Source organism: Pseudomonas sp. R151218B TE3479 (assembly GCF_053629195.1).
On sequence record NZ_JBRJHV010000001.1, the window covers coordinates 2022245 to 2044677 of the forward strand.

24 protein-coding genes, 1 pseudogene and 1 riboswitch are annotated in these 22433 nt (G+C 61.9%); of the genes and pseudogenes, 13 read left to right on the forward strand and 12 right to left on the reverse strand.

Going from position 1 to position 22433, the window contains the following annotated elements; all coding sequences use genetic code 11:
- Nucleotides 1–53: 53 nt before the first annotated feature.
- Genes lptB through AB7M32_RS08930 form a run of 5 tightly spaced genes read right to left on the reverse strand, consistent with a single transcriptional unit; the run spans nucleotide 54 to nucleotide 3387 of the window.
- Entirely contained in the window at nucleotides 54–779 is a 726-nt protein-coding gene (gene lptB, locus AB7M32_RS08910) for an LPS export ABC transporter ATP-binding protein (protein ID WP_072410876.1), read from the reverse strand.
- The gene (gene lptA, locus AB7M32_RS08915; protein WP_072410878.1) at nucleotides 779–1324 is read right to left on the reverse strand and encodes a lipopolysaccharide transport periplasmic protein LptA; all 546 of its coding nucleotides are present in this window, start codon (nucleotides 1322–1324) and stop codon (nucleotides 779–781) included. The genes lptB and lptA overlap by 1 nt, the downstream gene beginning before the upstream one ends.
- The gene (gene lptC, locus AB7M32_RS08920) at nucleotides 1311–1880 is read right to left on the reverse strand and encodes an LPS export ABC transporter periplasmic protein LptC (RefSeq protein ID WP_072410880.1); all 570 of its coding nucleotides are present in this window, start codon (nucleotides 1878–1880) and stop codon (nucleotides 1311–1313) included. Before lptC ends, lptA begins: the two co-directional genes overlap by 14 nt.
- Before the next feature lie 7 nt (nucleotides 1881–1887).
- Nucleotides 1888–2412, reverse strand: a complete 525-nt coding sequence (locus AB7M32_RS08925; protein ID WP_060739154.1) for a KdsC family phosphatase — start codon at nucleotides 2410–2412, stop codon at nucleotides 1888–1890.
- A complete protein-coding gene (locus AB7M32_RS08930) occupies nucleotides 2413–3387 on the reverse strand; it encodes a KpsF/GutQ family sugar-phosphate isomerase (protein ID WP_072410882.1) in 975 nt (324 codons plus the stop codon).
- A 273-nt stretch (nucleotides 3388–3660) separates the two neighbouring features.
- Between AB7M32_RS08930 and AB7M32_RS08935 the strand changes: the two genes are divergently transcribed.
- The 10 genes from AB7M32_RS08935 to hisC all read left to right on the forward strand — a co-directional run bounded on the left by AB7M32_RS08935 (nucleotide 3661) and on the right by hisC (nucleotide 11634).
- Nucleotides 3661–4470 carry an ATP-binding cassette domain-containing protein gene (locus tag AB7M32_RS08935; protein WP_454249688.1) on the forward strand — a complete coding sequence of 270 codons (810 nt, stop codon included), beginning with the start codon at nucleotides 3661–3663 and terminating at the stop codon, nucleotides 4468–4470.
- Nucleotides 4470–5267, forward strand: coding sequence for a lipid asymmetry maintenance ABC transporter permease subunit MlaE (gene mlaE, locus AB7M32_RS08940; protein WP_158455774.1), 798 nt, complete (start codon nucleotides 4470–4472; stop codon nucleotides 5265–5267). Before AB7M32_RS08935 ends, mlaE begins: the two co-directional genes overlap by 1 nt.
- On the forward strand, nucleotides 5267–5734 hold the full coding sequence (mlaD, locus tag AB7M32_RS08945) for an outer membrane lipid asymmetry maintenance protein MlaD (RefSeq protein WP_003178020.1): 468 nt from the start codon (nucleotides 5267–5269) through the stop codon (nucleotides 5732–5734). Before mlaE ends, mlaD begins: the two co-directional genes overlap by 1 nt.
- Nucleotides 5735–5744: 10 nt before the next feature.
- Complete coding sequence (locus AB7M32_RS08950) at nucleotides 5745–6398, forward strand: MlaC/ttg2D family ABC transporter substrate-binding protein (RefSeq protein WP_092333293.1); 654 nt, start codon at nucleotides 5745–5747, stop codon at nucleotides 6396–6398.
- 8 nt (nucleotides 6399–6406) lie between these two features.
- Complete coding sequence (locus AB7M32_RS08955) at nucleotides 6407–6712, forward strand: STAS domain-containing protein (protein ID WP_092171733.1); 306 nt, start codon at nucleotides 6407–6409, stop codon at nucleotides 6710–6712.
- 114 nt (nucleotides 6713–6826) lie between these two features.
- Nucleotides 6827–7066, forward strand: a complete 240-nt coding sequence (locus AB7M32_RS08960) for a BolA family protein (RefSeq protein WP_007953556.1) — start codon at nucleotides 6827–6829, stop codon at nucleotides 7064–7066.
- 22 nt (nucleotides 7067–7088) lie between these two features.
- Nucleotides 7089–8354 carry a UDP-N-acetylglucosamine 1-carboxyvinyltransferase gene (gene murA / locus AB7M32_RS08965; RefSeq protein ID WP_018614024.1) on the forward strand — a complete coding sequence of 422 codons (1266 nt, stop codon included), beginning with the start codon at nucleotides 7089–7091 and terminating at the stop codon, nucleotides 8352–8354.
- A 129-nt stretch (nucleotides 8355–8483) separates the two neighbouring features.
- A complete protein-coding gene (gene hisG / locus AB7M32_RS08970; RefSeq protein WP_053178222.1) occupies nucleotides 8484–9119 on the forward strand; it encodes an ATP phosphoribosyltransferase in 636 nt (211 codons plus the stop codon).
- 123 nt (nucleotides 9120–9242) lie between these two features.
- Nucleotides 9243–10580, forward strand: coding sequence for a histidinol dehydrogenase (gene hisD, locus AB7M32_RS08975; RefSeq protein ID WP_072410888.1), 1338 nt, complete (start codon nucleotides 9243–9245; stop codon nucleotides 10578–10580).
- 1 nt (nucleotide 10581) lies between these two features.
- Entirely contained in the window at nucleotides 10582–11634 is a 1053-nt protein-coding gene (gene hisC / locus AB7M32_RS08980) for a histidinol-phosphate transaminase (RefSeq protein ID WP_454249689.1), read from the forward strand.
- Between the two features lie 156 nt (nucleotides 11635–11790).
- On the opposite strand, the gene AB7M32_RS08985 is transcribed toward hisC, so the two are convergent.
- A complete protein-coding gene (locus AB7M32_RS08985; protein ID WP_370873798.1) occupies nucleotides 11791–12633 on the reverse strand; it encodes a methyl-accepting chemotaxis protein in 843 nt (280 codons plus the stop codon).
- A gap of 15 nt (nucleotides 12634–12648) precedes the next feature.
- Nucleotides 12649–13974, reverse strand: a pseudogene (locus AB7M32_RS08990) (HAMP domain-containing protein); the annotation flags it as partial.
- 173 nt (nucleotides 13975–14147) lie between these two features.
- On the opposite strand from AB7M32_RS08990, the gene AB7M32_RS08995 reads away from it, so the two are divergent.
- A complete protein-coding gene (locus tag AB7M32_RS08995; protein ID WP_072410894.1) occupies nucleotides 14148–14963 on the forward strand; it encodes a M48 family metallopeptidase in 816 nt (271 codons plus the stop codon).
- A gap of 109 nt (nucleotides 14964–15072) precedes the next feature.
- Here AB7M32_RS08995 and AB7M32_RS09000 read toward each other — a convergent pair whose 3' ends face one another.
- The 3 genes from AB7M32_RS09000 to AB7M32_RS09010 form a co-directional block, all read right to left on the reverse strand.
- Complete coding sequence (locus tag AB7M32_RS09000; RefSeq protein ID WP_072410896.1) at nucleotides 15073–15657, reverse strand: TMEM165/GDT1 family protein; 585 nt, start codon at nucleotides 15655–15657, stop codon at nucleotides 15073–15075.
- A gap of 90 nt (nucleotides 15658–15747) precedes the next feature.
- Nucleotides 15748–15870: riboswitch (yybP-ykoY riboswitch) on the reverse strand.
- A 49-nt stretch (nucleotides 15871–15919) separates the two neighbouring features.
- On the reverse strand, nucleotides 15920–16918 hold the full coding sequence (locus AB7M32_RS09005) for a methyltransferase (RefSeq protein WP_454249690.1): 999 nt from the start codon (nucleotides 16916–16918) through the stop codon (nucleotides 15920–15922).
- A 45-nt stretch (nucleotides 16919–16963) separates the two neighbouring features.
- The gene (locus AB7M32_RS09010; RefSeq protein WP_454249691.1) at nucleotides 16964–17929 is read right to left on the reverse strand and encodes a 2-hydroxyacid dehydrogenase; all 966 of its coding nucleotides are present in this window, start codon (nucleotides 17927–17929) and stop codon (nucleotides 16964–16966) included.
- Nucleotides 17930–18223: 294 nt separating this feature from the next.
- Here AB7M32_RS09010 and AB7M32_RS09015 point away from each other — a divergent pair, with 294 nt between their 5' ends.
- Nucleotides 18224–18853: a LysE family translocator gene (locus tag AB7M32_RS09015; protein ID WP_060739142.1), complete on the forward strand. Its 630-nt coding sequence runs from the start codon at nucleotides 18224–18226 to the stop codon at nucleotides 18851–18853.
- A gap of 46 nt (nucleotides 18854–18899) precedes the next feature.
- Here the strand turns inward: AB7M32_RS09015 and AB7M32_RS09020 are convergent, their stop codons facing one another.
- Both AB7M32_RS09020 and AB7M32_RS09025 read right to left on the reverse strand, forming a co-directional pair.
- Nucleotides 18900–19517 (reverse strand): CatB-related O-acetyltransferase, encoded by a 618-nt coding sequence (locus tag AB7M32_RS09020; protein ID WP_454249692.1) that lies wholly within the window; start codon nucleotides 19515–19517, stop codon nucleotides 18900–18902.
- Nucleotides 19518–19519: 2 nt separating this feature from the next.
- Nucleotides 19520–20428, reverse strand: a complete 909-nt coding sequence (locus AB7M32_RS09025; protein ID WP_454249693.1) for a glycosyltransferase family 2 protein — start codon at nucleotides 20426–20428, stop codon at nucleotides 19520–19522.
- Between the two features lie 269 nt (nucleotides 20429–20697).
- Between AB7M32_RS09025 and AB7M32_RS09030 the strand changes: the two genes are divergently transcribed.
- Nucleotides 20698–22380: a fatty acid--CoA ligase gene (locus AB7M32_RS09030; protein ID WP_454249694.1), complete on the forward strand. Its 1683-nt coding sequence runs from the start codon at nucleotides 20698–20700 to the stop codon at nucleotides 22378–22380.
- Nucleotides 22381–22433 lie beyond the last annotated feature (53 nt).

Here is a 22433-nt window from a genome sequence, read left to right on the forward strand (position 1 = left end):
CGTCGCCATAATAAAATTAAACGACGCCCGGGCAATTCGCCAGACACGTGTGCTTACAGACGGAACTCATGGCCCAGGTACACTTCCTTGACCAGGTCGTTGGCCAGGATCGCGGCTGAGTCACCTTCGGCGATCAGTTGGCCGTCATTGACAATGTAGGCGGTTTCGCAGATATCCAAGGTCTCGCGCACGTTGTGGTCGGTGATCAGCACGCCGATGCCCTTGGCCTTGAGGTGATGGATGATCTGCTTGATGTCGCCCACCGAGATCGGGTCCACACCGGCGAACGGTTCGTCGAGCAGGATGAACTTCGGTGCGGTGGCCAGGGCGCGGGCGATTTCCACACGGCGCCGTTCGCCACCCGACAGGCTCATGCCCAGGTTGTCGCGAATGTGGCTGATGTGGAATTCCTGCAGCAGGCTTTCCAGTTCCTGGCGACGACCGGCCTTGTCGAGCTCCTTGCGGGTCTCGAGGATCGCCATGATGTTGTCGGCAACCGACAGTTTGCGGAAGATCGACGCTTCTTGCGGCAAATAGCCGATGCCGGCCTTCGCCCGGCCGTGCATCGGCTGGTGGCTGACATCCAGGTCGTCGATCAGCACGCGACCCTGATCGGCCTGGACCAGGCCGACGATCATATAGAAGCAGGTGGTCTTGCCCGCGCCATTGGGGCCGAGCAGGCCGACGATCTGGCCGCTGTCGATGGACAGGCTGACATCACGCACGACTTGCCGGCCCTTGTAGCTCTTGGCCAAGTGCTGGGCTTTCAGAGTTGCCATTACTGGGCCTTCTGCTCGGTTTTCTTTTTAGGCTGGATCACCATATCGATCCGCGGGCGCTGCTCGGTCACCTTGCTGCCGGTGGCGCGGCCGGCGCTGGCGAGTTTCTTGTTGGTGTCGTAGACGATTTTCTCGCCCTGGGTGACGTTGTTGTCCTTGTCGACGACCTTGGCACGGTCGATCAGGACCACGCGATCCTGGGAGGCGTGGTATTGGATGGTCACCCCGTAGCCCTGTACTGGCTTGGTGTCGCCCGCAGTCTGCATCTGCTCGAAGTAAGCCAGGTTGCCCACCGAGGTCACCACGTCGATGTCGCCGGACTGGGTGCGGGTGATGGTCACGGTGTTGCCGGTGACCTTCATCGAGCCCTGGGTGATGATCACGTCGCCTTTATAGGTGGCGACGCCATTCTTGTCGTCGAGTTGGGCGTCATCGGCCTGGATGCGGATCGGTTGGTTGCGATCGTCGGGAAGAGCCCAGGCGCTCGCGCTTCCCAGTGCTGCGCCCAGACTGAGCAAAATAGGGAGGGTTTTAGCGAGCTTCATACTGTCCTCTTACGTTCGATAGCAGGTGTATCCTGCTTTCCTTCAAATACGCTTTCATTCCCGTGCCGGTCGATACACCCCCGGCGCCGTCGATTCTAACGGGTTGCTCGGTCTGCGCATATTCTTGCTGTGGGAACACGGTCATGCGTGTGCTGGTGATGATGGTCGTGCGGTTTTTCTCGTCGGTTCGCGCGACGCGTACCGAGTCGATCAGTTCCACTTCAGTGCCGCCGGAATTGACTTCGGCGTGCTCGCTCTGCACGTGCCACGGGAATTCGGTGCCGCGGAACATGTTCAGGTCCGGCTTGGTGACCAGCGTAATGTCAGTGGCCTTTACGTGGTCAACCTTGTCGGCCGTCATCTCATACTGCACTTTGCCGTCGGGCAGGTACTGCAGGGTATGGGTGTTGGTCGCGTACCAGTCGATCCGTTCCTCGACCTGGGCCGCAGGCCGGTCGAGAAACCGTTCGGGGCTGATGTTCCAATAGCCCACCGCGGCGAAAATCGCCGCGATACAGGCAAACACCACAATGGTGCGAATCTTTTTGCTCAGCATAAATGGCTCACAGGTACGCGGCGTTGGCCGCTTCGAGGCGGCCCTGGGCGCGCAGGATCAGTTCACAGAATTCGCGTGCCGCACCTTCGCCGCCTCGCGCCGTGGTGATGCCGTGGGCATGCTCACGCACGAAGCTGGCCGCGTTGGCGACCGCCATGCCCAGGCCGACTCGGCGAATCACCGGCAGGTCTGGCAGGTCGTCACCGAGGTAGGCCACCTGTTCATAGCTTAGGTTGAGTTGACCCAGAAGCTCGTCCAGCACCACCAGTTTGTCTTCGCGCCCCTGGTAAAGGTGCGGGATGCCGAGGTTCTTCGCGCGCCGTTCGACCACCGGGGTCTTGCGGCCGCTGATGATAGCGGTCTGTACGCCGGCGGCCATCAACATCTTGATGCCTTGGCCGTCGAGGGTGTTGAAGGTCTTGAATTCACTGCCGTCTTCGAGGAAGTACAGGCGACCGTCGGTCAGCACGCCGTCCACATCGAACACGGCCAGCTTGATGGCTTTGCCACGTTGCAACAGGTCTGTGTTCATTTACATGACTCCCGCACGCAGCAAATCGTGCATGTTCAGGGCGCCCACCGGACGGTCTTCGTCATCGACGACCACCAGGGCGCTGATCTTATGGTCTTCCATGATTTTCAGGGCCTCGGCGGCGAGCATCTCGGCGCGGGCGGTCTTGCCGTGGGGGGTCATGACCTGCTCGATGGTCGCGCTGTGGATGTCGATGGTGCGGTCCAGGGTGCGGCGCAGGTCGCCGTCGGTAAAGATCCCGGCAAGCTTGCCGTCGGCCTCCAGGACCACCGTCATGCCCAGCCCCTTGCGGGTCATTTCCATGAGCGCGTCCTTGAGCAGCGTGCCGCGCATGACCTGCGGCAGTTCCTGGCCGGCGTGCATCACGTTTTCGACTTTCAGCAGCAGACGACGGCCGAGGGCGCCACCGGGATGGGAAAAGGCGAAATCTTCCGCGGTGAAGCCCCGGGCTTCCAGCAGCGCCACGGCCAGGGCATCGCCCATGACCAGGGCTGCGGTGGTGGAGGAGGTCGGTGCCAGGTTCAACGGGCAGGCTTCGTGTTCGACATTGACATTGAGGTTCACTTCGGCGGCCTTGGCCAGCGGCGAATCGGGGTTGCCGGTCACGCTGATCAACTGGATGCCCAGGCGCTTGATCAGCGGCAGCAGGGTGATGATCTCGTTGGTGGAGCCGGAGTTGGACAGGGCCAGGATGATGTCGTCCCGGGTGATCATGCCCATGTCCCCATGGCTGGCTTCGGCCGGATGGACGAAAAAGGCCGTGGTGCCGGTGCTGGCGAGGGTGGCGGCGATCTTGTTGCCGATGTGCCCGGACTTGCCCATGCCGACCACGACCACGCGGCCCTTGCTGGCCAGAATCATCTCGCAGGCGCGTACGAAATCAGCGTCGATATGGGGCAGCAAGCCTTGCACGGCTTCGAGCTCGAGGCGGATGGTACGTTGTGCCGATTGAATCAGGTCGCTGGATTGGCTCATGTCTGAAATCGTATAGCCCGATGAAAAGGCGGCGATTATAGCGGTAATGAACAATTCCCTCACGTAAGTTCGTCATGCTTTGTTCAAGGGGCCGCAACGTTTGACATAAAATGTGGCTTTTACCTTAAGCCAGGCTTAACGGGCGGGGCGTTGGCCTTGGGCGCTTGGCTGTTGCAGTGATATAGTTCGCCGCCGGTTCGCGTGCCCGGCGGTACCGGCGCTTGTCGGCTGCTCAGGGCATTCGAATGTGAGGCTGCATCGCAAGGAGTTTAGATGAGTGCCGACAACGCCTACGCGGTCGAGCTGAAGGGACTGTCCTTCAAGCGAGGGACGCGCAGCATTTTCAATGACATCGATATTCGCATACCTCGGGGCAAGGTCACCGGCATCATGGGACCCTCCGGGTGTGGCAAGACCACGCTGCTGCGGCTGATGGGCGCGCAGTTGCGTCCCAGCGCCGGCGAAGTCTGGGTCAATGGCCAGAATCTTCCCCAATTGTCTCGCGGCGACCTGTTCGATGCGCGCAAGCACATGGGCGTGCTGTTCCAGAGCGGCGCGCTGTTCACCGACCTCGATGTGTTCGAGAACGTGGCGTTTCCGCTGCGGGTCCATACCGACCTGCCGGAAGAGATGATCCGCGACATCGTCCTGCTCAAGTTGCAGGCCGTCGGGCTGCGTGGCGCCATCGACCTGATGCCGGACGAGCTGTCCGGCGGCATGAAGCGGCGGGTCGCGCTGGCGCGGGCGATTGCCCTCGATCCGAAGATCCTCATGTACGACGAACCCTTCGTCGGCCAGGACCCGATCGCCATGGGCGTGCTCGTGCGCCTGATCCGCCTGCTCAACGATGCGCTGGGCATCACCAGTATCGTGGTTTCCCATGACCTGGCCGAAACCGCCAGCATTGCCGACTACATCTATGTGGTCGGCGATGGCCAGGTGCTGGGGCAGGGCACGCCGCAGGAACTGGCGGATTCGGACAGCCCGCGTATTCGCCAATTCATGAAGGGTGATCCGGACGGGCCCGTGGCGTTCCATTTTCCGGCCACGGATTACCGTACCGATCTGCTGGGGAAGCGCTGATGCGCAAGAAATCACTGTTGGAAAGAATTCGTCTGTTCGGTCGCTCCGGCATCGATGTGGTGGCGGTGCTGGGCCGTTCTTCGCTGTTCCTGATGCACGCCTTGCTCGGCCGCAGCGCGACGGGCGGCGGCTTTGGCCTGCTGGTCAAGCAGTTGCACTCGGTGGGCGTGATGTCCCTGGTGATCATCGTGGTCTCCGGGATCTTCATCGGCATGGTATTGGCGCTGCAGGGCTTCAGCATTTTGTCCAGCTACGGTTCGGAGCAGGCCGTCGGGCAGATGGTCGCCCTGACGCTGCTGCGTGAGCTCGGCCCCGTGGTGACTGCGCTGCTGTTCGCCGGGCGGGCCGGTTCGGCGCTGACGGCTGAAATCGGTAACATGAAGTCCACCGAGCAGCTGTCCAGCCTGGAAATGATCGGTGTCGACCCGCTCAAGTACATCATTGCCCCGCGCCTGTGGGCCGGCTTCATTTCCCTGCCGGTGCTGGCGATGATCTTCAGCGTCGTGGGGATCTGGGGCGGCTCCTGGGTGGCCGTCGATTGGCTGGGGGTCTATGAGGGATCCTACTGGGCCAACATGCAGAACAGCGTCGACTTCCTCGACGATGTCCTCAATGGCGTGATCAAAAGTGCCGTGTTCGCGTTCGTCGTGACCTGGATCGCCGTGTTCCAAGGCTATGACTGTGAGCCCACTTCAGAGGGGATCAGCCGTGCCACAACCAAGACCGTGGTGTACGCCTCGCTGGCGGTCCTGGGCCTTGACTTTATTCTGACCGCCTTGATGTTTGGAGATTTCTGATGCAAAACCGCACCCTGGAAATCGGTGTCGGCCTTTTCTTGCTGGCTGGCATCCTGGCTTTGCTGCTGCTGGCCTTGCGGGTCAGTGGACTGGCGCCGACGGCAAGCACCGATACTTATAAACTTTATGCCAACTTCGACAATATCGCCGGTTTGACGGTCAGAGCCAAGGTGACCATGGCCGGTGTGACCATCGGCAAGGTCACGGCAATCGATCTGAACCGCGAGGATTTCACCGGTCGGGTGACGCTGCAGCTGGAAAAGCGCGTGGACAACCTGCCGACTGATTCCACTGCATCTATCCTCACGGCCGGGCTGCTGGGCGAGAAATACATTGGCATCAGCGTGGGAGGGGAAGACACCGTGCTCAAGGACGGCGGCGTCATCCATGACACGCAGTCGTCCCTGGTGCTCGAGGACCTGATCGGTAAATTCCTGCTCAATACCGTTAGCAAAGACGCCAAATGAGGAGCTTTGAATGATCTCTATCTTGCGACGTAGCCTGTTGGTGCTGCTCGCGGCGCTGCCGTTGATGGCCAACGCCGTGGCCGCGCCTTCGGCCCATGACATCATCCAGGACACGACCACCCGGCTGTTGGCGGACCTTGCCGCCAATAAAGAGAAGTACAAGCAAGACCCCAGCGCGTTCTATGACGCGCTGAACGGCATCGTCGGCCCTGTGGTGGACGCCGATGGCATCTCCAAGAGCATCATGACCGTCAAGTACTCGCGCAAGGCTACCCCGGCGCAGATGACCCGCTTCCAGGAGAACTTCAAGCGCAGCCTGATGCAGTTCTATGGCAACGCCTTGCTCGAATACAACAACCAGGGCATCACCGTTTCCCCGGCCAAGGACGAAAGCGGTACCCGCACCAGCGTCGACATGCAGGTCAAGGGCAACAACGGCGCGGTCTACCCTGTCTCCTACACGCTGGAGAAGATCAACGGCGAGTGGAAGGTGCGCAACGTGATCATCAATGGCATCAACATCGGCAAGCTGTTCCGCGATCAGTTCGCCGACGCGATGCAGCGCAACGGCAACGACCTGGACAAGACCATCGACGGTTGGGCCGGTGAAGTCGCCAAGGCCAAGGAAGTGACCGAAGAAGCCAAAGAGAAGCAGGAACAATGATCGAGTCGGTGAGTGAGTCGGCCGTTCGTCTGGGCGGTGCGGGCGAGCTGCTGCTCAGTGGCGTGCTGGACTACCGCACCGGCCCGGCCTTGCGCAAGCAGGGCCAGGCGCTGATCAAGTCCGTCGGTGCCGCCGAGGTGGTCATTGACTGCTCGGCGGTGCAGAAGTCCAGCAGTGTCGGCTTGTCGCTGCTGCTGTGTTTCATGCGGGACGCCCAGGCGGCCGGCAAAACGTGGAGCATCCGTGGGATGCCCGAAGACATGCGCGAAATAGCCCAGGTCAGCGAGCTGACCGAGCTGTTGGCGCACTCCTGACCACATTGTTGGAAAGGTCCCCCCGTCAGAGTCCTGCTTCGCGGGGTTCGCAGGCGCGGGGCTTTTTTGTATGATGTGCGACCCGCGCGCACAGGGCGCCGATTGAGGTTGAGCATGCAGGCTGTAGAAGTGAAGAGCTTCCTTGAAGGAAAGCTGCCTGGTACGCAGGTGGAAGTTGAAGGCGAAGGCTGCAACTTCCAGCTGAACGTGATCAGCGATGAACTGGCGGCATTGAGCCCAGTGAAGCGTCAGCAGAGCATCTATGCCCATTTGAACCCATGGATTGCCGATGGCAGCATCCACGCGGTCACGATGAAATTTTTCAGCAGCGCGGCCTGGGCCGAGCGCACCTGAGCCCAAGGGCCTCGAGATTCTTATGGATAAACTGATTATTACCGGCGGCGTTCGTCTTGATGGCGAAATCCGTATTTCCGGGGCAAAGAACTCCGCCCTGCCCATCCTGGCCGCAACCCTGCTGTGCGATGGTCCTGTGACCGTGGCCAATCTGCCGCACCTGCACGACATCACCACGATGATCGAGCTGTTCGGCCGCATGGGCATCGAGCCGGTGATCGACGAGAAGCTCAGCGTCGAGATCGACCCGCGTACCATCAAGACCCTGATCGCCCCGTACGAGCTGGTGAAGACCATGCGTGCGTCGATCCTGGTACTGGGCCCGATGGTCGCCCGTTTCGGTGAAGCCGAAGTCGCCTTGCCTGGCGGTTGCGCCATTGGCTCGCGTCCGGTGGACCTGCACATCCGCGGCCTGGAAGCCATGGGCGCGGTGATCGATGTCGAAGGCGGCTACATCAAGGCCAAGGCGCCGGAAGGCGGCTTGCGCGGCGCGCACTTCTTCTTCGATACCGTCAGCGTGACCGGTACCGAGAACATCATGATGGCCGCCGCACTGGCCAAGGGCCGCAGCGTGCTGCAAAACGCGGCCCGCGAGCCTGAAGTGGTCGACCTGGCGAACTTCCTGATCGCCATGGGCGCCAAGATCAGCGGTGCCGGCACCGACACCATCACCATCGATGGCGTCGAGCGCCTGCATTCGGCCACCTACAAGGTGATGCCGGATCGGATCGAAACCGGCACCTACCTGGTGGCCGCTGCCGTCACCGGTGGCCGCGTCAAGGTCAAGGACACCGATCCGACCATCCTCGAAGCCGTCCTGGAGAAACTCAAGGAAGCCGGTGCCGAAGTCACCTGCGGCGAAGACTGGATCGAAGTGAACATGCACGGCAAGCGGCCCAAGGCTGTCAACGTGCGGACCGCTCCATACCCGGCGTTTCCGACCGACATGCAGGCGCAGTTCATCTCCCTCAATGCCATTGCCGAAGGTACGGGCGCGGTGATCGAGACGATCTTCGAAAACCGCTTCATGCACGTCTACGAACTGCACCGCATGGGCGCCAAGATCCAGGTCGAAGGCAACACCGCCATCGTCACTGGCACCGAGAAGCTCAAGGGCGCGCCAGTCATGGCCACCGACCTGCGGGCCTCGGCCAGCCTGGTCATCTCGGCCCTGGTTGCCGAAGGCGATACCCTGATCGACCGCATCTACCACATCGACCGTGGCTACGAGTGCATCGAGGAAAAACTGCAAATGCTCGGCGCCAAGATCCGCCGCGTGCCGGGCTAGTTCCGGTTGCATGGGCACACGGATGTGCCCGTTGATTTCGTTTCAGGTCGAGGGTGGTTTCACCCTCGATGTGTGTCCGGCGCCGCTTGCGACCGGGCATGAGTACCTTGATAAGGACTGACGTTTCCCATGTTGACCATCGCACTGTCCAAGGGCCGCATCCTTGACGACACCCTGCCGCTTCTGGCTGAAGCGGGCATCGTGCCGACCGAGAATCCGGACAAGAGTCGCAAGCTGATCATCCCCACGACCCAGGCCGACGTGCGCTTGCTGATCGTGCGTGCCACCGATGTGCCGACCTATGTGGAACATGGTGCCGCCGACCTGGGCGTTGCCGGCAAGGACGTGCTGATGGAATACGGCGGCCAGGGCCTGTACGAGCCCCTGGACCTGCAGATCGCCCGTTGCAAGCTGATGACCGCGGGTAAAGTCGGTGCGCCGGAGCCCAAGGGGCGTTTGCGCGTGGCGACCAAGTTCGTCAACATTGCCAAGCGTTATTACGCCGAGCAGGGTCGTCAGGTCGACATCATCAAGCTGTACGGTTCGATGGAGCTGGCGCCGCTGATCGGCCTGGCGGACAAGATCATCGACGTGGTCGACACCGGCAATACCCTGCGGGCCAACGGTCTGGAACCCCAGGATTTCATCGCTGACGTCACCTCCCGGTTGATCGTCAACAAGGCATCCATGAAAATGCAGCATGCTCGTATCCAGGCTCTGATCGATACCCTGCGCAAGGCAGTGGAATCGCGACACCGCGGCTGATTCACCTGCGCGACCTCGAGTCGCGCCCGTCTATCCGTGTCATAGCCAATTTTCTCAGGTGCCCACGCGAATGGACTGGTAGCTTAGGGCGCCTGAGCATTTGCCATTAATGAGGCCCTCGCTATGACCGCTCCCACTTCGATTCGCCGACTCAACGCTGCCGATCCGGATTTCGCACATCATCTGGATCATCTGCTGAGCTGGGAAAGCGTGTCTGACGACTCGGTCAATCAGCGGGTGCTGGACATCATCAAGGCTGTGCGCGAGCGTGGCGATGCCGCCCTGGTGGAATTCACCCAGAAATTCGACGGCCTGCAAGTGGCGTCCATGGCCGACCTGATCCTGCCGCGCGAGCGCCTGGAACTGGCCCTGACCCGGATCACCGTGCCCCAGCGCGAAGCCCTGGAAAAAGCCGCGTCGCGAGTGCGTGATTATCACGAAAGGCAGAAACAGGACTCCTGGAGCTACACCGAAGCCGACGGCACGGTACTGGGCCAGAAAGTCACGCCGCTGGACCGCGCCGGCCTGTACGTGCCGGGCGGCAAGGCGTCCTATCCGTCCTCGGTGCTGATGAACGCCATTCCGGCCAAGGTCGCCGGCGTGACCGAAGTGGTCATGGTCGTCCCGACCCCGCGGGGTGAAATCAACGAACTGGTGTTGGCTGCCGCCTGCATCGCTGGGGTGGACCGGGTGTTCACCATCGGCGGCGCCCAGGCCGTGGCTGCGCTGGCCTATGGCACCGAGAGCGTGCCACGGGTGGACAAGGTGGTCGGACCGGGCAATATCTATGTCGCCACCGCCAAGCGCCACGTGTTTGGCCAGGTCGGCATCGACATGATCGCCGGCCCTTCGGAAATCCTCGTGGTGTGCGACGGCCAGACCGATCCGGACTGGATCGCCATGGACCTGTTTTCCCAGGCCGAGCACGACGAAGACGCCCAGGCGATCCTGGTCAGCCCGGACGCCGAGTTCCTCGACAAGGTTGCCGCCAGCATCGACAAGCTGCTGCCGACCATGGACCGCGCCGAGATCATCAACACCTCGATCAACGGCCGTGGGGCGCTGATCAAGGTCGATGACATGGCACAGGCCATCGAAGTCGCCAACCGCATCGCGCCGGAACACCTGGAGTTGTCGGTTGCCGATCCGCAAGCCTGGCTGCCACAGATCCGCCACGCTGGCGCGATCTTCATGGGCCGCCACACCAGCGAGGCGCTGGGCGATTATTGCGCGGGGCCCAACCACGTGTTGCCGACTTCCGGCACCGCCCGTTTTTCGTCGCCGCTGGGGGTGTATGACTTCCAGAAGCGTTCCTCGATCATCTTCTGCTCCGAGCAGGGTGCTTCCGAGCTGGGCAAGACCGCCTCGGTGCTGGCCCGTGGCGAATCGCTGAGCGCCCACGCCCGCAGCGCCGAGTACCGCATTCTTGATGAGAACTCCGTAGAAGGGCAGGGGAACTGAAATGAGTAAATTCTGGAGCCCGTTCGTCAAGAACCTGGTGCCCTACGTGCCGGGCGAACAGCCGAAGTTGACCCGCCTGGTCAAGCTCAACACCAACGAGAACCCCTACGGCCCATCGCCCAAGGCCTTGGCGGCGATGCAGACCGAACTGAACGACAACCTGCGTCTGTATCCGGACCCCAACAGTGACCTGCTCAAAGGCGCCGTGGCCCGCTACTACGGCGTGCAGAGCAACCAGGTGTTCCTGGGTAACGGCTCGGATGAAGTGCTGGCACACATCTTTCACGGCCTGTTGCAGCACGACCAGCCGTTGTTGTTCCCAGACATCAGCTACAGCTTCTATCCGGTGTATTGCGGGTTGTATGGCATCCAGTTCGAGGCAGTGCCGCTGGATGAACAATTCCGCATCGACCCGGCGGACTATGCCAAGCCGAACGGCGGGATCATTTTCCCCAACCCGAACGCGCCGACTGGCTGCCTGCTGGCGCTGGACGCGGTCGAGCGGATCCTCAAGGCCAGCCCGGACTCGGTGGTGGTGGTCGACGAGGCCTACATCGACTTCGGCGGCGAGACGGCCATCAGCCTGGTGGATCGTTATCCGAACCTGCTGGTGACCCAGACATTGTCCAAGTCCCGCTCGCTGGCGGGGCTGCGGGTGGGCCTGGCGGTGGGCCATCCGGATTTGATCGAAGCGCTGGAGCGGATCAAGAACAGCTTCAACTCCTACCCACTGGATCGCCTGGCGAACGTCGGCGGCGCGGCGGCGTTCGATGATCGCGAGTATTTCGACCGGACTTGCCGGTTAGTCATCGAGCACCGTGAATGGGTCGTGGCCCAATTGGAAGCCAAGGGTTTTGAAGTGCTGCCCTCGGCGGCCAACTTCATCTTCGCCCGTCACCCCCGGCACGATGCGGCAGGGTTGGCGGCGAAGCTGCGGGAGAAAGGGGTGATCGTGCGGCACTTCAAGCAGGAGCGGATCGCCCAGTTCCTGCGGATCAGCATCGGCACACCGGAGCAGAACCAGGCCCTGATCGAAGCCCTCGGCGAACTCTGAAACCCTGCATTTACCCTGTGGGGGCGAGCCTGCCCGCGAAGGCGACGTGTCAGTCACTTCAATGTTGGCTGAACCGACGCCATCGCGAGCAAGCTCGCTCCCACATTTGATCGCATTCCCCTGTGGGAGCGAGCTTGCTCGCGATGGGGGTCTTGATCAGACCCTGAACTGATTGATCAACCGCCGCTGCTGCTCCGCCAGTTTGGTCAGCCCGGCGCTGGCCGCGCTGGATTCGTCGGCGCCGCTGGCCACTTCGTTCGCCACTTGCCCGATGTTGATCACGTTGCGGTTGATGTCATCGGCCACAGCGCTTTGTTCCTCGGCGGCGCTGGCGATCTGGGTGTTCATGTCGTTGATCACCGATACCGCCTGGGTGATCGTTTCCAGGGCCTGGGCCGCTTTCGCCGCATGCTGCACGCTTTCATCGGTACGGTGCTGGCTGTCTTCCATCACCCGCACCACGTCCCGGGTGCCTTGTTGCAGCTGCTGAATCATCGCCTGGATTTCTTCCGTCGCCTGCTGCGTTTTCTGCGCCAGGTTGCGCACTTCATCGGCGACCACCGCGAAACCACGGCCCTGCTCACCGGCCCGGGCAGCTTCGATGGCCGCGTTGAGGGCCAGCAGGTTGGTCTGCTCGGCGATCCCGCGGATGGCGGTGAGGATCGCGTTGATGTTCTCGCTGTCCTTGGCCAGGGTCTGCACCACACCCACCGCCTTGCCGATTTCCACGGCCAGGGCACCAATGGAGGTGGAGGTATCCCGGACGATCTGCATGCCCTGGCTGGCGGCCTGGTCCGCATGACTGGCGGCCTGGGCCGCTTGGGTCGCGTTGCGGGCCACGTCCTGGGCGGTGGCGGTCATTTCGTGCACCGCAGTGGCGACCTGATCGATCTCGGACATTTGCTTGTGCACGCCCTGATTGGTGCGGATCGCAATATCGGCCGTGTGCTCCGATGAATCGCTGACGCTCTGCACCGAGGTCACCACTTGGGTGATCATGCCCTGCAACTTGCTCAGGAAGGTGTTGAAGCCCCTGGCGATCGCCCCCAGCTCATCGGCGCGGTCGCTCACCAGGCGACGGGTCAGGTCGCCTTCGCCCTGGGCGATGTCATCGAGCATCGCCACCATTTGCTTGAGCGGCCGGGCAATGCCATGGCCCACCAGCCAGATCACCAACAGGCCGATGCCGGCGATCACCAGGCCCACCATCGCCATGCCGAAGATATCGGCCTGGCGCTGATGGTCGAGGTCTTGCTGCAAGGCTTGCAGGTCGGCCATGACCGCATTGAGTGGCAACTGCAGCATCAGCGTCCAGCGGGCGTTGGTCTCGCCGATGCCGAACGGCATGTACACCTCGATATGCCCGTGTTCTTCGTCGATGTCGTAGCGCACCTCGCCGACGCCCAGCTTGGCCAGGTTGTCCAATTCGCTGGCATCCAGCAGGTCGCTGGCTTTTTCCCCGAGTTTGCTCGGGTCCTTGGTGAAAGCCACCAGCCGGTTGTTGCTCGAGAGCAAGGCCATTTCCCCGGCACCGTCGTACAGCTTGCCGTCCGCGGCTACGAGCATGTCCTGAATGAAGTTCACCGACAGGTCGGCGCCGACGATGCCCTGGAACTTGCCGTCGATCATGATCGGTTCGATGAACGAGGCGAGCATGGTCATCGTGCTGCCGACGCGATAGGGCGCCGGGTCGATCACGCAGGCTTTCTTGCTGTCCTGGGAGCACAGGTAGTACTCACTGGCGCGAATGCCGGTGGAGAGCAGTTTCTGGTCGGTCACGTCGGCGAGTTTTTCCAGGCCCAGGGAACCGTCCTGGTTGCGAAACCACCACGGCAGGAAACGCCCGTTGGTTTCCATGCCCACCACCGGGCTGTTCACATAGTTGGCGTCGTCGTGGTCGATGGCGTTCGGCTCCCAGGCGATGTAGGCGCCGAGGATCTTCGGGTTGCGTACCACGGTTTCCCGCAGCAGGCTGATCATCTGCTCGCGGGGCACCTTCAGTTGCGGGTTGCCGTCCGCGCCGTTGATGCCCATTAAGGCGTTCGTGGTGGCCAGGCCGCGGGCGAGCAGCAGCGGTGCTTCCAGTTCCCGCTGGATCAGGCTGGCCTGGGTGCGCGCCAGGGCACTGAGGCGTTGTTCGATGAGTTGCTCGAACTGCGCCTTGGTGCGCTGTTGCACCATCTCCTGGGTGCGGGCACCGGCAAACAGCGCGTACAGCACCAGGGCGCCAACCACACTGAGCACGATGGCGCCGGCCAGGGCGGCCACGGAAAACTGGATCGATTTGAATTTCATAAAGTCTCCGGACGCGGAAATGACGTCTGGGATCTTTATCGGCATTTCTGTGGCGCGGCATGAGACGCTGTTCGTCGGGTGACTCTAATAGCTGCGTGAGTGTCGCAAATGGACTCGGTGGAATCTGTCCGAAAAAACGCTAATCCCTCGTTGTGTATCTGGCGCCGATACAAATCAAGGCCTAGGATACGCCCACGTTTCCAGGGAGCTTCTTTTACATGAACAAGACATTGATGGTGAGTGCTCTGAGCGCGGCGCTGCTGCTCGCCGGTTGTCAGTCGGTCAACACCACCAGCGGCGGAGCCGTGGGTGTGGAGCGCAAGCAGTACATGTTCAGCATGCTGTCGACCGACCAGGTCAACCAGATGTACGCCCAGTCCTATCAAAAGACGATGGGCGAGGCCAAAGCCCAGGGTGCGCTGGACAAGACCAGCAACGATGCCAAGCGCATCCAGGTCATTGCCGACCGCTTGATTGCCCAGGCGCCGGTGTTCCGCCCGGATTCGGCCCAGTGGAACTGGGAAGTGAACCTGATCAAGAGCGATGAACTCAACGCCAATTGCGGCCCTGGCGGCAAGATCATGTTCTACACCGGCCTGATCGACCAATTGAAGCTGACCGACGCAGAAATCGCCGCGATCATGGGCCATGAAATCGCCCACGCCCTGCGCGAGCACGGGCGCGAAGCGATGTCCAAGGCCTATGGCATCGAGATGGCCAAGCAGGGCGCTGGTGCCTTGTTCGGCCTCGGCCAGGACAGCCTGGCGTTGGCCGACACCGTCGCCAACTACGGCATGACCTTGCCCAACAGCCGTGGCAACGAGAACGAAGCCGACCTGATCGGCTTGGAACTGGCCGCCCGTGCCGGCTACGACCCGAATGCGGCGATCACCCTGTGGAACAAGATGGCCAAGGCTTCGGAGGGCGCACCGCCGGAATTCATGAGCACCCACCCGTCGTCGAGCAGTCGTATCGCTTCGTTGCAAGCGGCGATTCCTAAGGTGATGCCGCTGTATCAGCAAGCCAAGAAATAAGCATCGTCATGCGGTGAGGCTGTCGGCCTCATCGCGAGCAAGCTCGCTCCCACAATGATCTGTAGCCTCTGTGGGAGCGAGCTTGCTCGCGATGAACGATGGCGCAGTATCAAACCCACCCGCTACTCTGCATCGCCTTGTACACCGCCACGATCGCCAGGACGAAGAACGCCGAGGCGGCCAGGCGGCGAATCAGGGTCAGGGGCAGCTTCTCGGCGGCGAAATTGCCCGCCAGGACCACCGGCACGTTGGCAATCAACATGCCCACGGTGGTGCCGATGATCACCAGCCACAACTCCGGGTATTGCGCGGCGAGCATCACCGTGGCGATCTGGGTCTTGTCGCCGATTTCCGCGAGGAAGAACGCAATCAGTGTGGTCAGGAACGGTCCGAACCGGCGAGCCGTGTTGGCTTCTTCATCGTCCAGTTTGTCCGGGACCAGGGTCCACAGTGCCGTGGCGGTGAAGCTGGCCGCCAATATCCAGTGCAGGACCGCGTTGGAGAAAAAACCGCTGACCCAGGCGCCGACCGCGCCGGCTGCCGCATGGTTGGCCAGGGTCGCGGCAACGATGCCGGCGATGATCGGCCAGGGTTTGCGAAAGCGAGCCGCCAGGATGAGTGCGAGCAATTGCGTCTTGTCGCCGATTTCGGCCAGCGCAACGATCGCCGTAGGTACGAGGAGTGAGTCCAGCATCAGGGATTTCCTAAAGGGGGCGGGTCGACACGGCTATGACACGTACAGCCTTCCCGCCCCGGGTAAGGTGTGCGTGTCATAGGTCTTGTCAAACCCAGCGACCATCTGCGTGGACGCTTGGGCCGCATACGCCATGGTCTGCTGACCAAGTATGTTGACGTATGCCGGGCGAGCATGGCGCTCGCGGGAGACTACTCCCCTAGGACGGAGCGGATTCTGCCTAGGCAAATCCGATTGAGCAAGTGCTGTTTCCTAAAAAATTTCAACCACGCTTGGCCCGGTAGATGCGAAAGCCCTGGCCTTCGGCCTTGATCGCGCAGACGCCCAAATGCTCCTCGATCAGCGGCTGGTACTTGAGGAAGCTATTGGCGACCAACCGGAGTTCGCCTCCGTTTTTCAGATGTTTGGCTGCTTTTCGCAGCAGGTTTTCCGTGGCGTGATAATCGGTGTGCACGCCGACATGGAACGGCGGGTTGCTCAAGATCGCGCTCAAACCCATCGGTGCAGCGTCGATGCCATCACCGGTCAGTACCTCCGCTTCCAGGCCATTGGCGGCCAGGGTCAGGCGACTGCTGGCGGCAGCGAATGCGTCCACGTCCAACAGGGTAACGGTGTTGTGCGGATAGCGCCGCTTGACCGCGGCCCCCAGCACCCCGGCACCGCAGCCGAAGTCGAGCAAGTGCCCGCTGGGCAGTTTATCCAGGTGTTCCAACAGCAACGCGCTGCCGCGGTCCAGGCGACCGTGGCTGAATACCCCCGGCAGGCTGATGACCTTCAGCGGGCCTTCGGCCAGGGGCAGTTCGTAGGTCTGGGCAAGGCTTTCCAGAGGCTTGGCCGCGGGCGCGTTGGCGACAGTGACCTGCCAGAGCTGGCAATGCCGGGCGCTGTCGAGCTTGCGCGGCTTGCCGAACGGGTTGAGCTGCTTGGATGCGCCTTCGATGCCGCTGCGTTTTTCCCCCACCAGGTACACCTCGCGTCCGGCCAGGCGCGCCGCCACGGCGTTGAGGAGGTAGTCGGTCAGGTCCTTGGCCTTGGGCAGGAACACCACGGCGGTGTCGAACGCACGCTCGGGCACGGTCACGCCAAAGTGGCTGCGCTCGGGAAAACGAGCGTCCAGCGCCGCCTGATCGCCGGCATGCCAGCACCAGCCATGGGCCTCTGGCAAACGGCCGAGCAAATCGTCGGCGGGCAGGCCGGCCAACAACACCGAACCCTGGAATAACTCGGCCTGACGAAGCAGTACTTCACTGCGCGGATCCATGGTCTGCTCCTTGATAAAGCGGGTAAAAAAAAGTGCGGCAGTTTATCAACTGACGACACGCCGCGCTGTACCGCCGAAAAAGCCTTGGGCGTTTTCGCTCATTTGGCCGACGATCCGTTGCCGCGCCTCGCGGCTGCCCCAGGCGTTGTGTGGGGTGACGATCAACCGTGGGATATCGCCGGCCAGCAGCGGATTGCCTTGGGTCGGCGGCTCCACGCTGAGCACGTCGGTGGCGGCGCCTCCCAAATGACCGCTGCGCAGTGCCTCGGCCAGGGCCTGTTCGTCGATCAGACCGCCACGGGCGGTATTGACCACGAATGCGCCGGGCTTGAGCAGCGCCAGTTCACGGGCGCCGATGAAGTTCCGAGTGTGCTCGTTGAGCGGGCAGTGCAGGGTCAGGGCATCGACTTGCGGTAACAATTGCTCCAGCGGCAAGCGGTCGGGGCGGGCCGGGCGCCCCGGGATCTGCGCCAGCAGCACGCGCATGCCAAAAGCTTCGGCCAGCCGCCCGACGGCGCTGCCCAACTCGCCATGGCCGAGCAAACCCAAGGTCTTGCCTTGCAGCTCGACAATCGGATAGTCCAGCAGGCAGAACTGCGAAGCCTGCTGCCAGCGACCTTCCCCCACCGCTTTTTGATAATCGGCCAGGCGCGTCGCCAGGTTCAGCAACAGCATGAGGGTATGCTGGGCCACCGAGGGCGTGCCGTAGCCCTGGCAATTGCACACCGTAATGCCGTGGTGACGGGCGGCCGCCAGGTCGACATTGTTGGTACCCGTGGCACTGATCAGGATCAGCTTCAGTTCAGGGCTGGCCGCCATGGCCTGGGCATCGATCACGATTTTGTTGGTGATTGCCACAGTGGCGCCCTTGAGCCGCTCGATCACCTGGTCCGGCGTGGTCCGGGCGAACAGTTGCAGTTCGCCGAAGCAACTGCGCAACGGGCTCAGGTCCAGGTCGCCGAGGTCCAGGGAAGGGTGGTCGAGGAAAACGGCGCGGGCGGTGTTCGTCATCAGCTGTACCTTTTATGTCAAGAACCGAAGGCGTAATGTGGCGAGCCTATCAGATGGTTTGTTGCTTTGGTCTGGCGCGATACTGGGATCATGAGGAACCCTGTGGCGAGGGGATTTATCCCCGCTGGACTGCGAAGCAGTCCCAAAAGCCCTGGAAATGATTTTTGCCTGACACACCGAGTGTTCAAGTATCAGGGCTGCTTCGCGGCCCAGCGGGGATAAATCCCCTCGCCACATGTCCACTCTCCAAAAAATTGATGTTCGTTTCGAGATTGAGTTAGCCAAGGAGCCCGTATGTACCTCACCGAATTCCTCACCGTCGCCCTGATCCACCTGCTGGCCGTTGCCAGCCCCGGGCCGGATTTTGCCGTGGTGGTGCGCGAAAGCGTGACCCATGGCCGGCGCGCCGGGACCTGGACGGCACTGGGCGTCGGCACGGCGATTTTTCTGCACGTGGGCTATTCGTTGCTGGGCATCGGCCTGATCGTGTCGCAATCGATCGTGCTGTTCAACGCGCTGAAGTGGGCCGCTGCCGCGTACTTGCTGTACATCGGCTTCAAGGCACTGCGGGCGCAACCGGCCAAGCCGGCCGAGGAAAACCTGCACAAGGAAGTCGGCGAGCGGACCGCCCGCGGCGCGTTCATTTCGGGTTTTGTCACCAACGGCCTGAACCCCAAGGCGACATTGTTTTTCCTGTCGCTGTTCACCGTGGTGATCAATCCGCATACGCCGTTGGCGATCCAGGCCGGTTACGGCGTGTACCTGGCAGTGGCGACGGCGGTCTGGTTCTGCCTGGTGGCGCTGTTGTTCAGCCAGCAACGGGTGCGCGCCGGTTTCGCGCGCATGGGCCATTGGTTCGACCGGACCATGGGCGCGGTGCTCGTCGCCATTGGGGTGAAGCTGGCGTTTACCGAGGCACACTGACCGCTTTGATCTTTCCTCTGATCGCTTCCATGCGCAGGTGGGGCGATCAATGCCGTTGGCGGGCGTAGTCCAGAAAAGCGTCGATGTTGTCACTGCACAGCAGGGGTGACACCGCCTTGACCTCTTCCATCGGCCATTCCCACCAGGCCGACTCCAGCAGGGCCTGACGCACCGGCTCCTCGAAGCGCCAGCGAATGAACCGGCACGGGTTGCCGCCCACCATGGCGTAAGGCTCGACATCGCGTGTCACCACCGCGCCGGCGGCGACCACGGCGCCATGGCCGATGGTCACGCCCGACAGGATCATCGCTTCAGCGCAGATCCAGCAGTCGCTGCCAATCACCACGTCGCCCTTGGTCGGGTTGCTGCCGGGAATGTGCCGGGCTTCATCGATCATCAGTGGGAATGGAAACGTGCTGACCCAGTCGGTGCGATGTCCACCGCCCAGCAGGATCTTCACCCCTTCGGCGATCGACGTATAGGAACCGACCTTGAGGACCGTGTCGTCGCCGAACTCCATCACCTCGGGAATGCCATACGTGCCCACCCCGACCTGGTATTTCGGATAACGCAGACGGATTTTTTCCGGCGCTCGTTCGAGTTTTTCCAGGCCCTTGAGGTGCTTTCGTACTTTGCGTTCCTTGAGTTTCTGCAAGAACTTCATGGTTAGGACCTTGTCATCGGCAATCGCAAGGCCAGCCGCTTGAAACGCTTGAAACTGGTTTTGTTCCAGTGGCGCCAGGGGATGCTGCGCAACAGCTGCCAGGCTTCTTTCCGGTCTTCGACCACGGCGTACTTCAGCGCTTTGTGCACCAGCACCGTACGGGCCGACTCGTAGGCGGGGTGATCCCGATAGGGCTCGATGGCCTGCAGGTCCGTCTTGAGCATCAAGCGGTATTTCCTCGACAGGTTATTGGGGTGGCGGCGATAGCGAGTGACGCAGATCGGTAACTCATGGATTTCATAGCCCTGGCGGGCGATCCGCAGGGTGATCTGGAAATCCTGGACCCTTAGCTGCGGATCATAAAAACCGGCGTCCCGCAGGGCGCTCATGCGATACAGGGCCGTGGGCGCGCCGATGACCGCGGCGTTGCGCAGCAGGTCATCGAAGGTATGCACCTGAATGTGGTCGCGTTGCTGTTCCTTGATGGTCCGGCCATCGCTGTCCATGTAGATGATCAGCGCGCCGACACAGCCCACCTGCGGGTGTTCGTCCAGGTATCGGGCGCGGACCCCGATCGAATGGGGCAACATCACATCGTCAAGGTCCGGGGTGGCGACATACGTGCCCTTGGCATACTTCAGCCCGTGGTTGAGTGCCGCGCTCACGCCCTGGTTCTCCTGGGAGTAGAGCTGGAAATCGTAGGTCTGCTGCAACTGCCGGAGCATGGCCAGGCTGTCGTCGGTGGAGCCGTCGTCGACCACGATGACCTCAACGTTCCGGTAATCCTGGGCAAAGAGGCTGTGGATCGCTTCTTCCAAGTACTTCCCGGCGTTGTAGCAAGGGGCCACGATCGACACAAGCGGCGCACCTTGAGGCGCGGTGGCCTGGGAAGAGGTCAGTTCGGTGTTCATTATTTTCTGTCAAAAAGTGGTGGCATGCTGGAGACCTGCCAGGGCATTTCCCCGCAGGCTTTTGTAACAGGCGTGACACCTATGCTCGCTGTTGGATCCCGATCTGACAAGGTTTGGTTGCACAATGCTTGCGAAACCTGGGTGCGAGATGGCTCAAGGCTAGTATTTGCGCGCGGATCAAATCATTCCTTTGGCTGATTTGATCCGTGTATAAGCGCTCTAGAGTGCTTGCTTCCAGCCAAGACCGTGCAGTCAGAAAAGGGACTCTTATGTTGCAGACTCGCGTTATTCCTCCCGCCGAAGGCGCCTATCAATACCCGCTGCTGATCAAGCGGCTGCTGATGTCCGGCACGCGTTACGAGAAAACCCGCGAGATCATCTACCGTGACCAGTTGCGCTACAGCTATCCGACGCTGATCGAACGGGTCGCGCGCCTGGCCAACGTGTTGACCGCGGCGGGGGTCAAGGCCGGCGATACCGTGGCGGTGATGGACTGGGACAGCCATCGCTACCTGGAATGCATGTTCGCGATCCCGATGATCGGCGCGGTGATCCACACCATCAACGTGCGCCTGTCACCGGAGCAGATCGTCTACACCATGAACCACGCCGAGGACCGCTTCGTGCTGGTCAACAGCGAGTTCGTCGGCTTGTACCAGGCGATAGCCGGGCACCTGACCACCGTGGACAAGACCCTGCTGCTGACCGACCTGCCGGAAAAAACCGCCGACCTGCCGAACCTGGTGGGTGAGTACGAGCAATTGCTGGCCACCGCGGCGCCCACCTACGACTTCCAGGATTTCGACGAAAACTCCGTCGCCACCACGTTCTACACCACTGGCACCACGGGCAACCCCAAGGGCGTGTACTTCACCCATCGGCAACTGGTGCTGCACACCATGGGCGTGGCGACCATCATGGGGGCCATCGACAGCGTGCGGCTGCTGGGCACCAACGACGTGTACATGCCGATCACGCCGATGTTTCATGTCCACGCCTGGGGTCTGCCCTACGTGGCGACCATGCTCGGGCTCAAGCAGGTCTACCCGGGTCGCTACGACCCCGAGTTCCTGGTCCAGCTGTGGCGCAAGGAAAAGGTCACCTTTTCCCATTGCGTGCCAACCATCCTGCAAATGGTCCTCAATGCCAAGGGCGCCCAGGACACCGACTTCGGCGGCTGGAAGATCGTCATCGGCGGCAGCGCCCTGAATCGCAGCCTGTACGAAGCGGCCAAGGCGCGGGGCATCCAGCTCACCGCCGCCTACGGCATGTCGGAAACCGGCCCGCTGGTGTCCTGTGCCCACCTCAACGACGAATTGATGGCCGGCAGCGAGGACGAGCGCACCACCTATCGGATCAAGGCCGGCGTACCGGGGCCGCTGGTGGAGGCGGCGATTGTCGACGCCGAGGGGCGGTTCCTGCCGGCCGACGGCGAGACCCAGGGCGAACTGGTGCTGCGCGCGCCGTGGCTCACCGAGGGCTATTTCAACGAGCCACAGAAGGGCGCCGAGCTCTGGGCCGGCGGCTGGCTGCACACCGGCGACGTCGCCACGCTGGACAACATGGGCTTCATCGACATCCGCGATCGCATCAAGGACGTGATCAAGACCGGTGGCGAGTGGATCTCCTCCCTGGACCTGGAAGACCTCATCAGCCGTCATGCGGCGGTACGCGAAGTAGCAGTGGTCGGCATTCCCGATCCGCAGTGGGGCGAACGGCCGTTTGCCTTGCTGGTGATTCGAGAAGGGCATGAGATCGGGGCTCGCGAACTCAAGGAACACCTCAAGCCGTTCGTCGAGCTGGGGCACTTGAGCAAGTGGGCAATCCCGAGCCAGATCGCCCTTGTTACGGAAATTCCCAAGACCAGCGTCGGCAAGCTCGACAAGAAGCGTATCCGCATCGACATCACCGAATGGCAGAGCAACAACAGCACCTTCCTGTCCACGCTTTAGGCCTTTTTGCCGTGCCCGAAAGGGCACGGCAGCCCCACCAAGCAAGCGCTTGC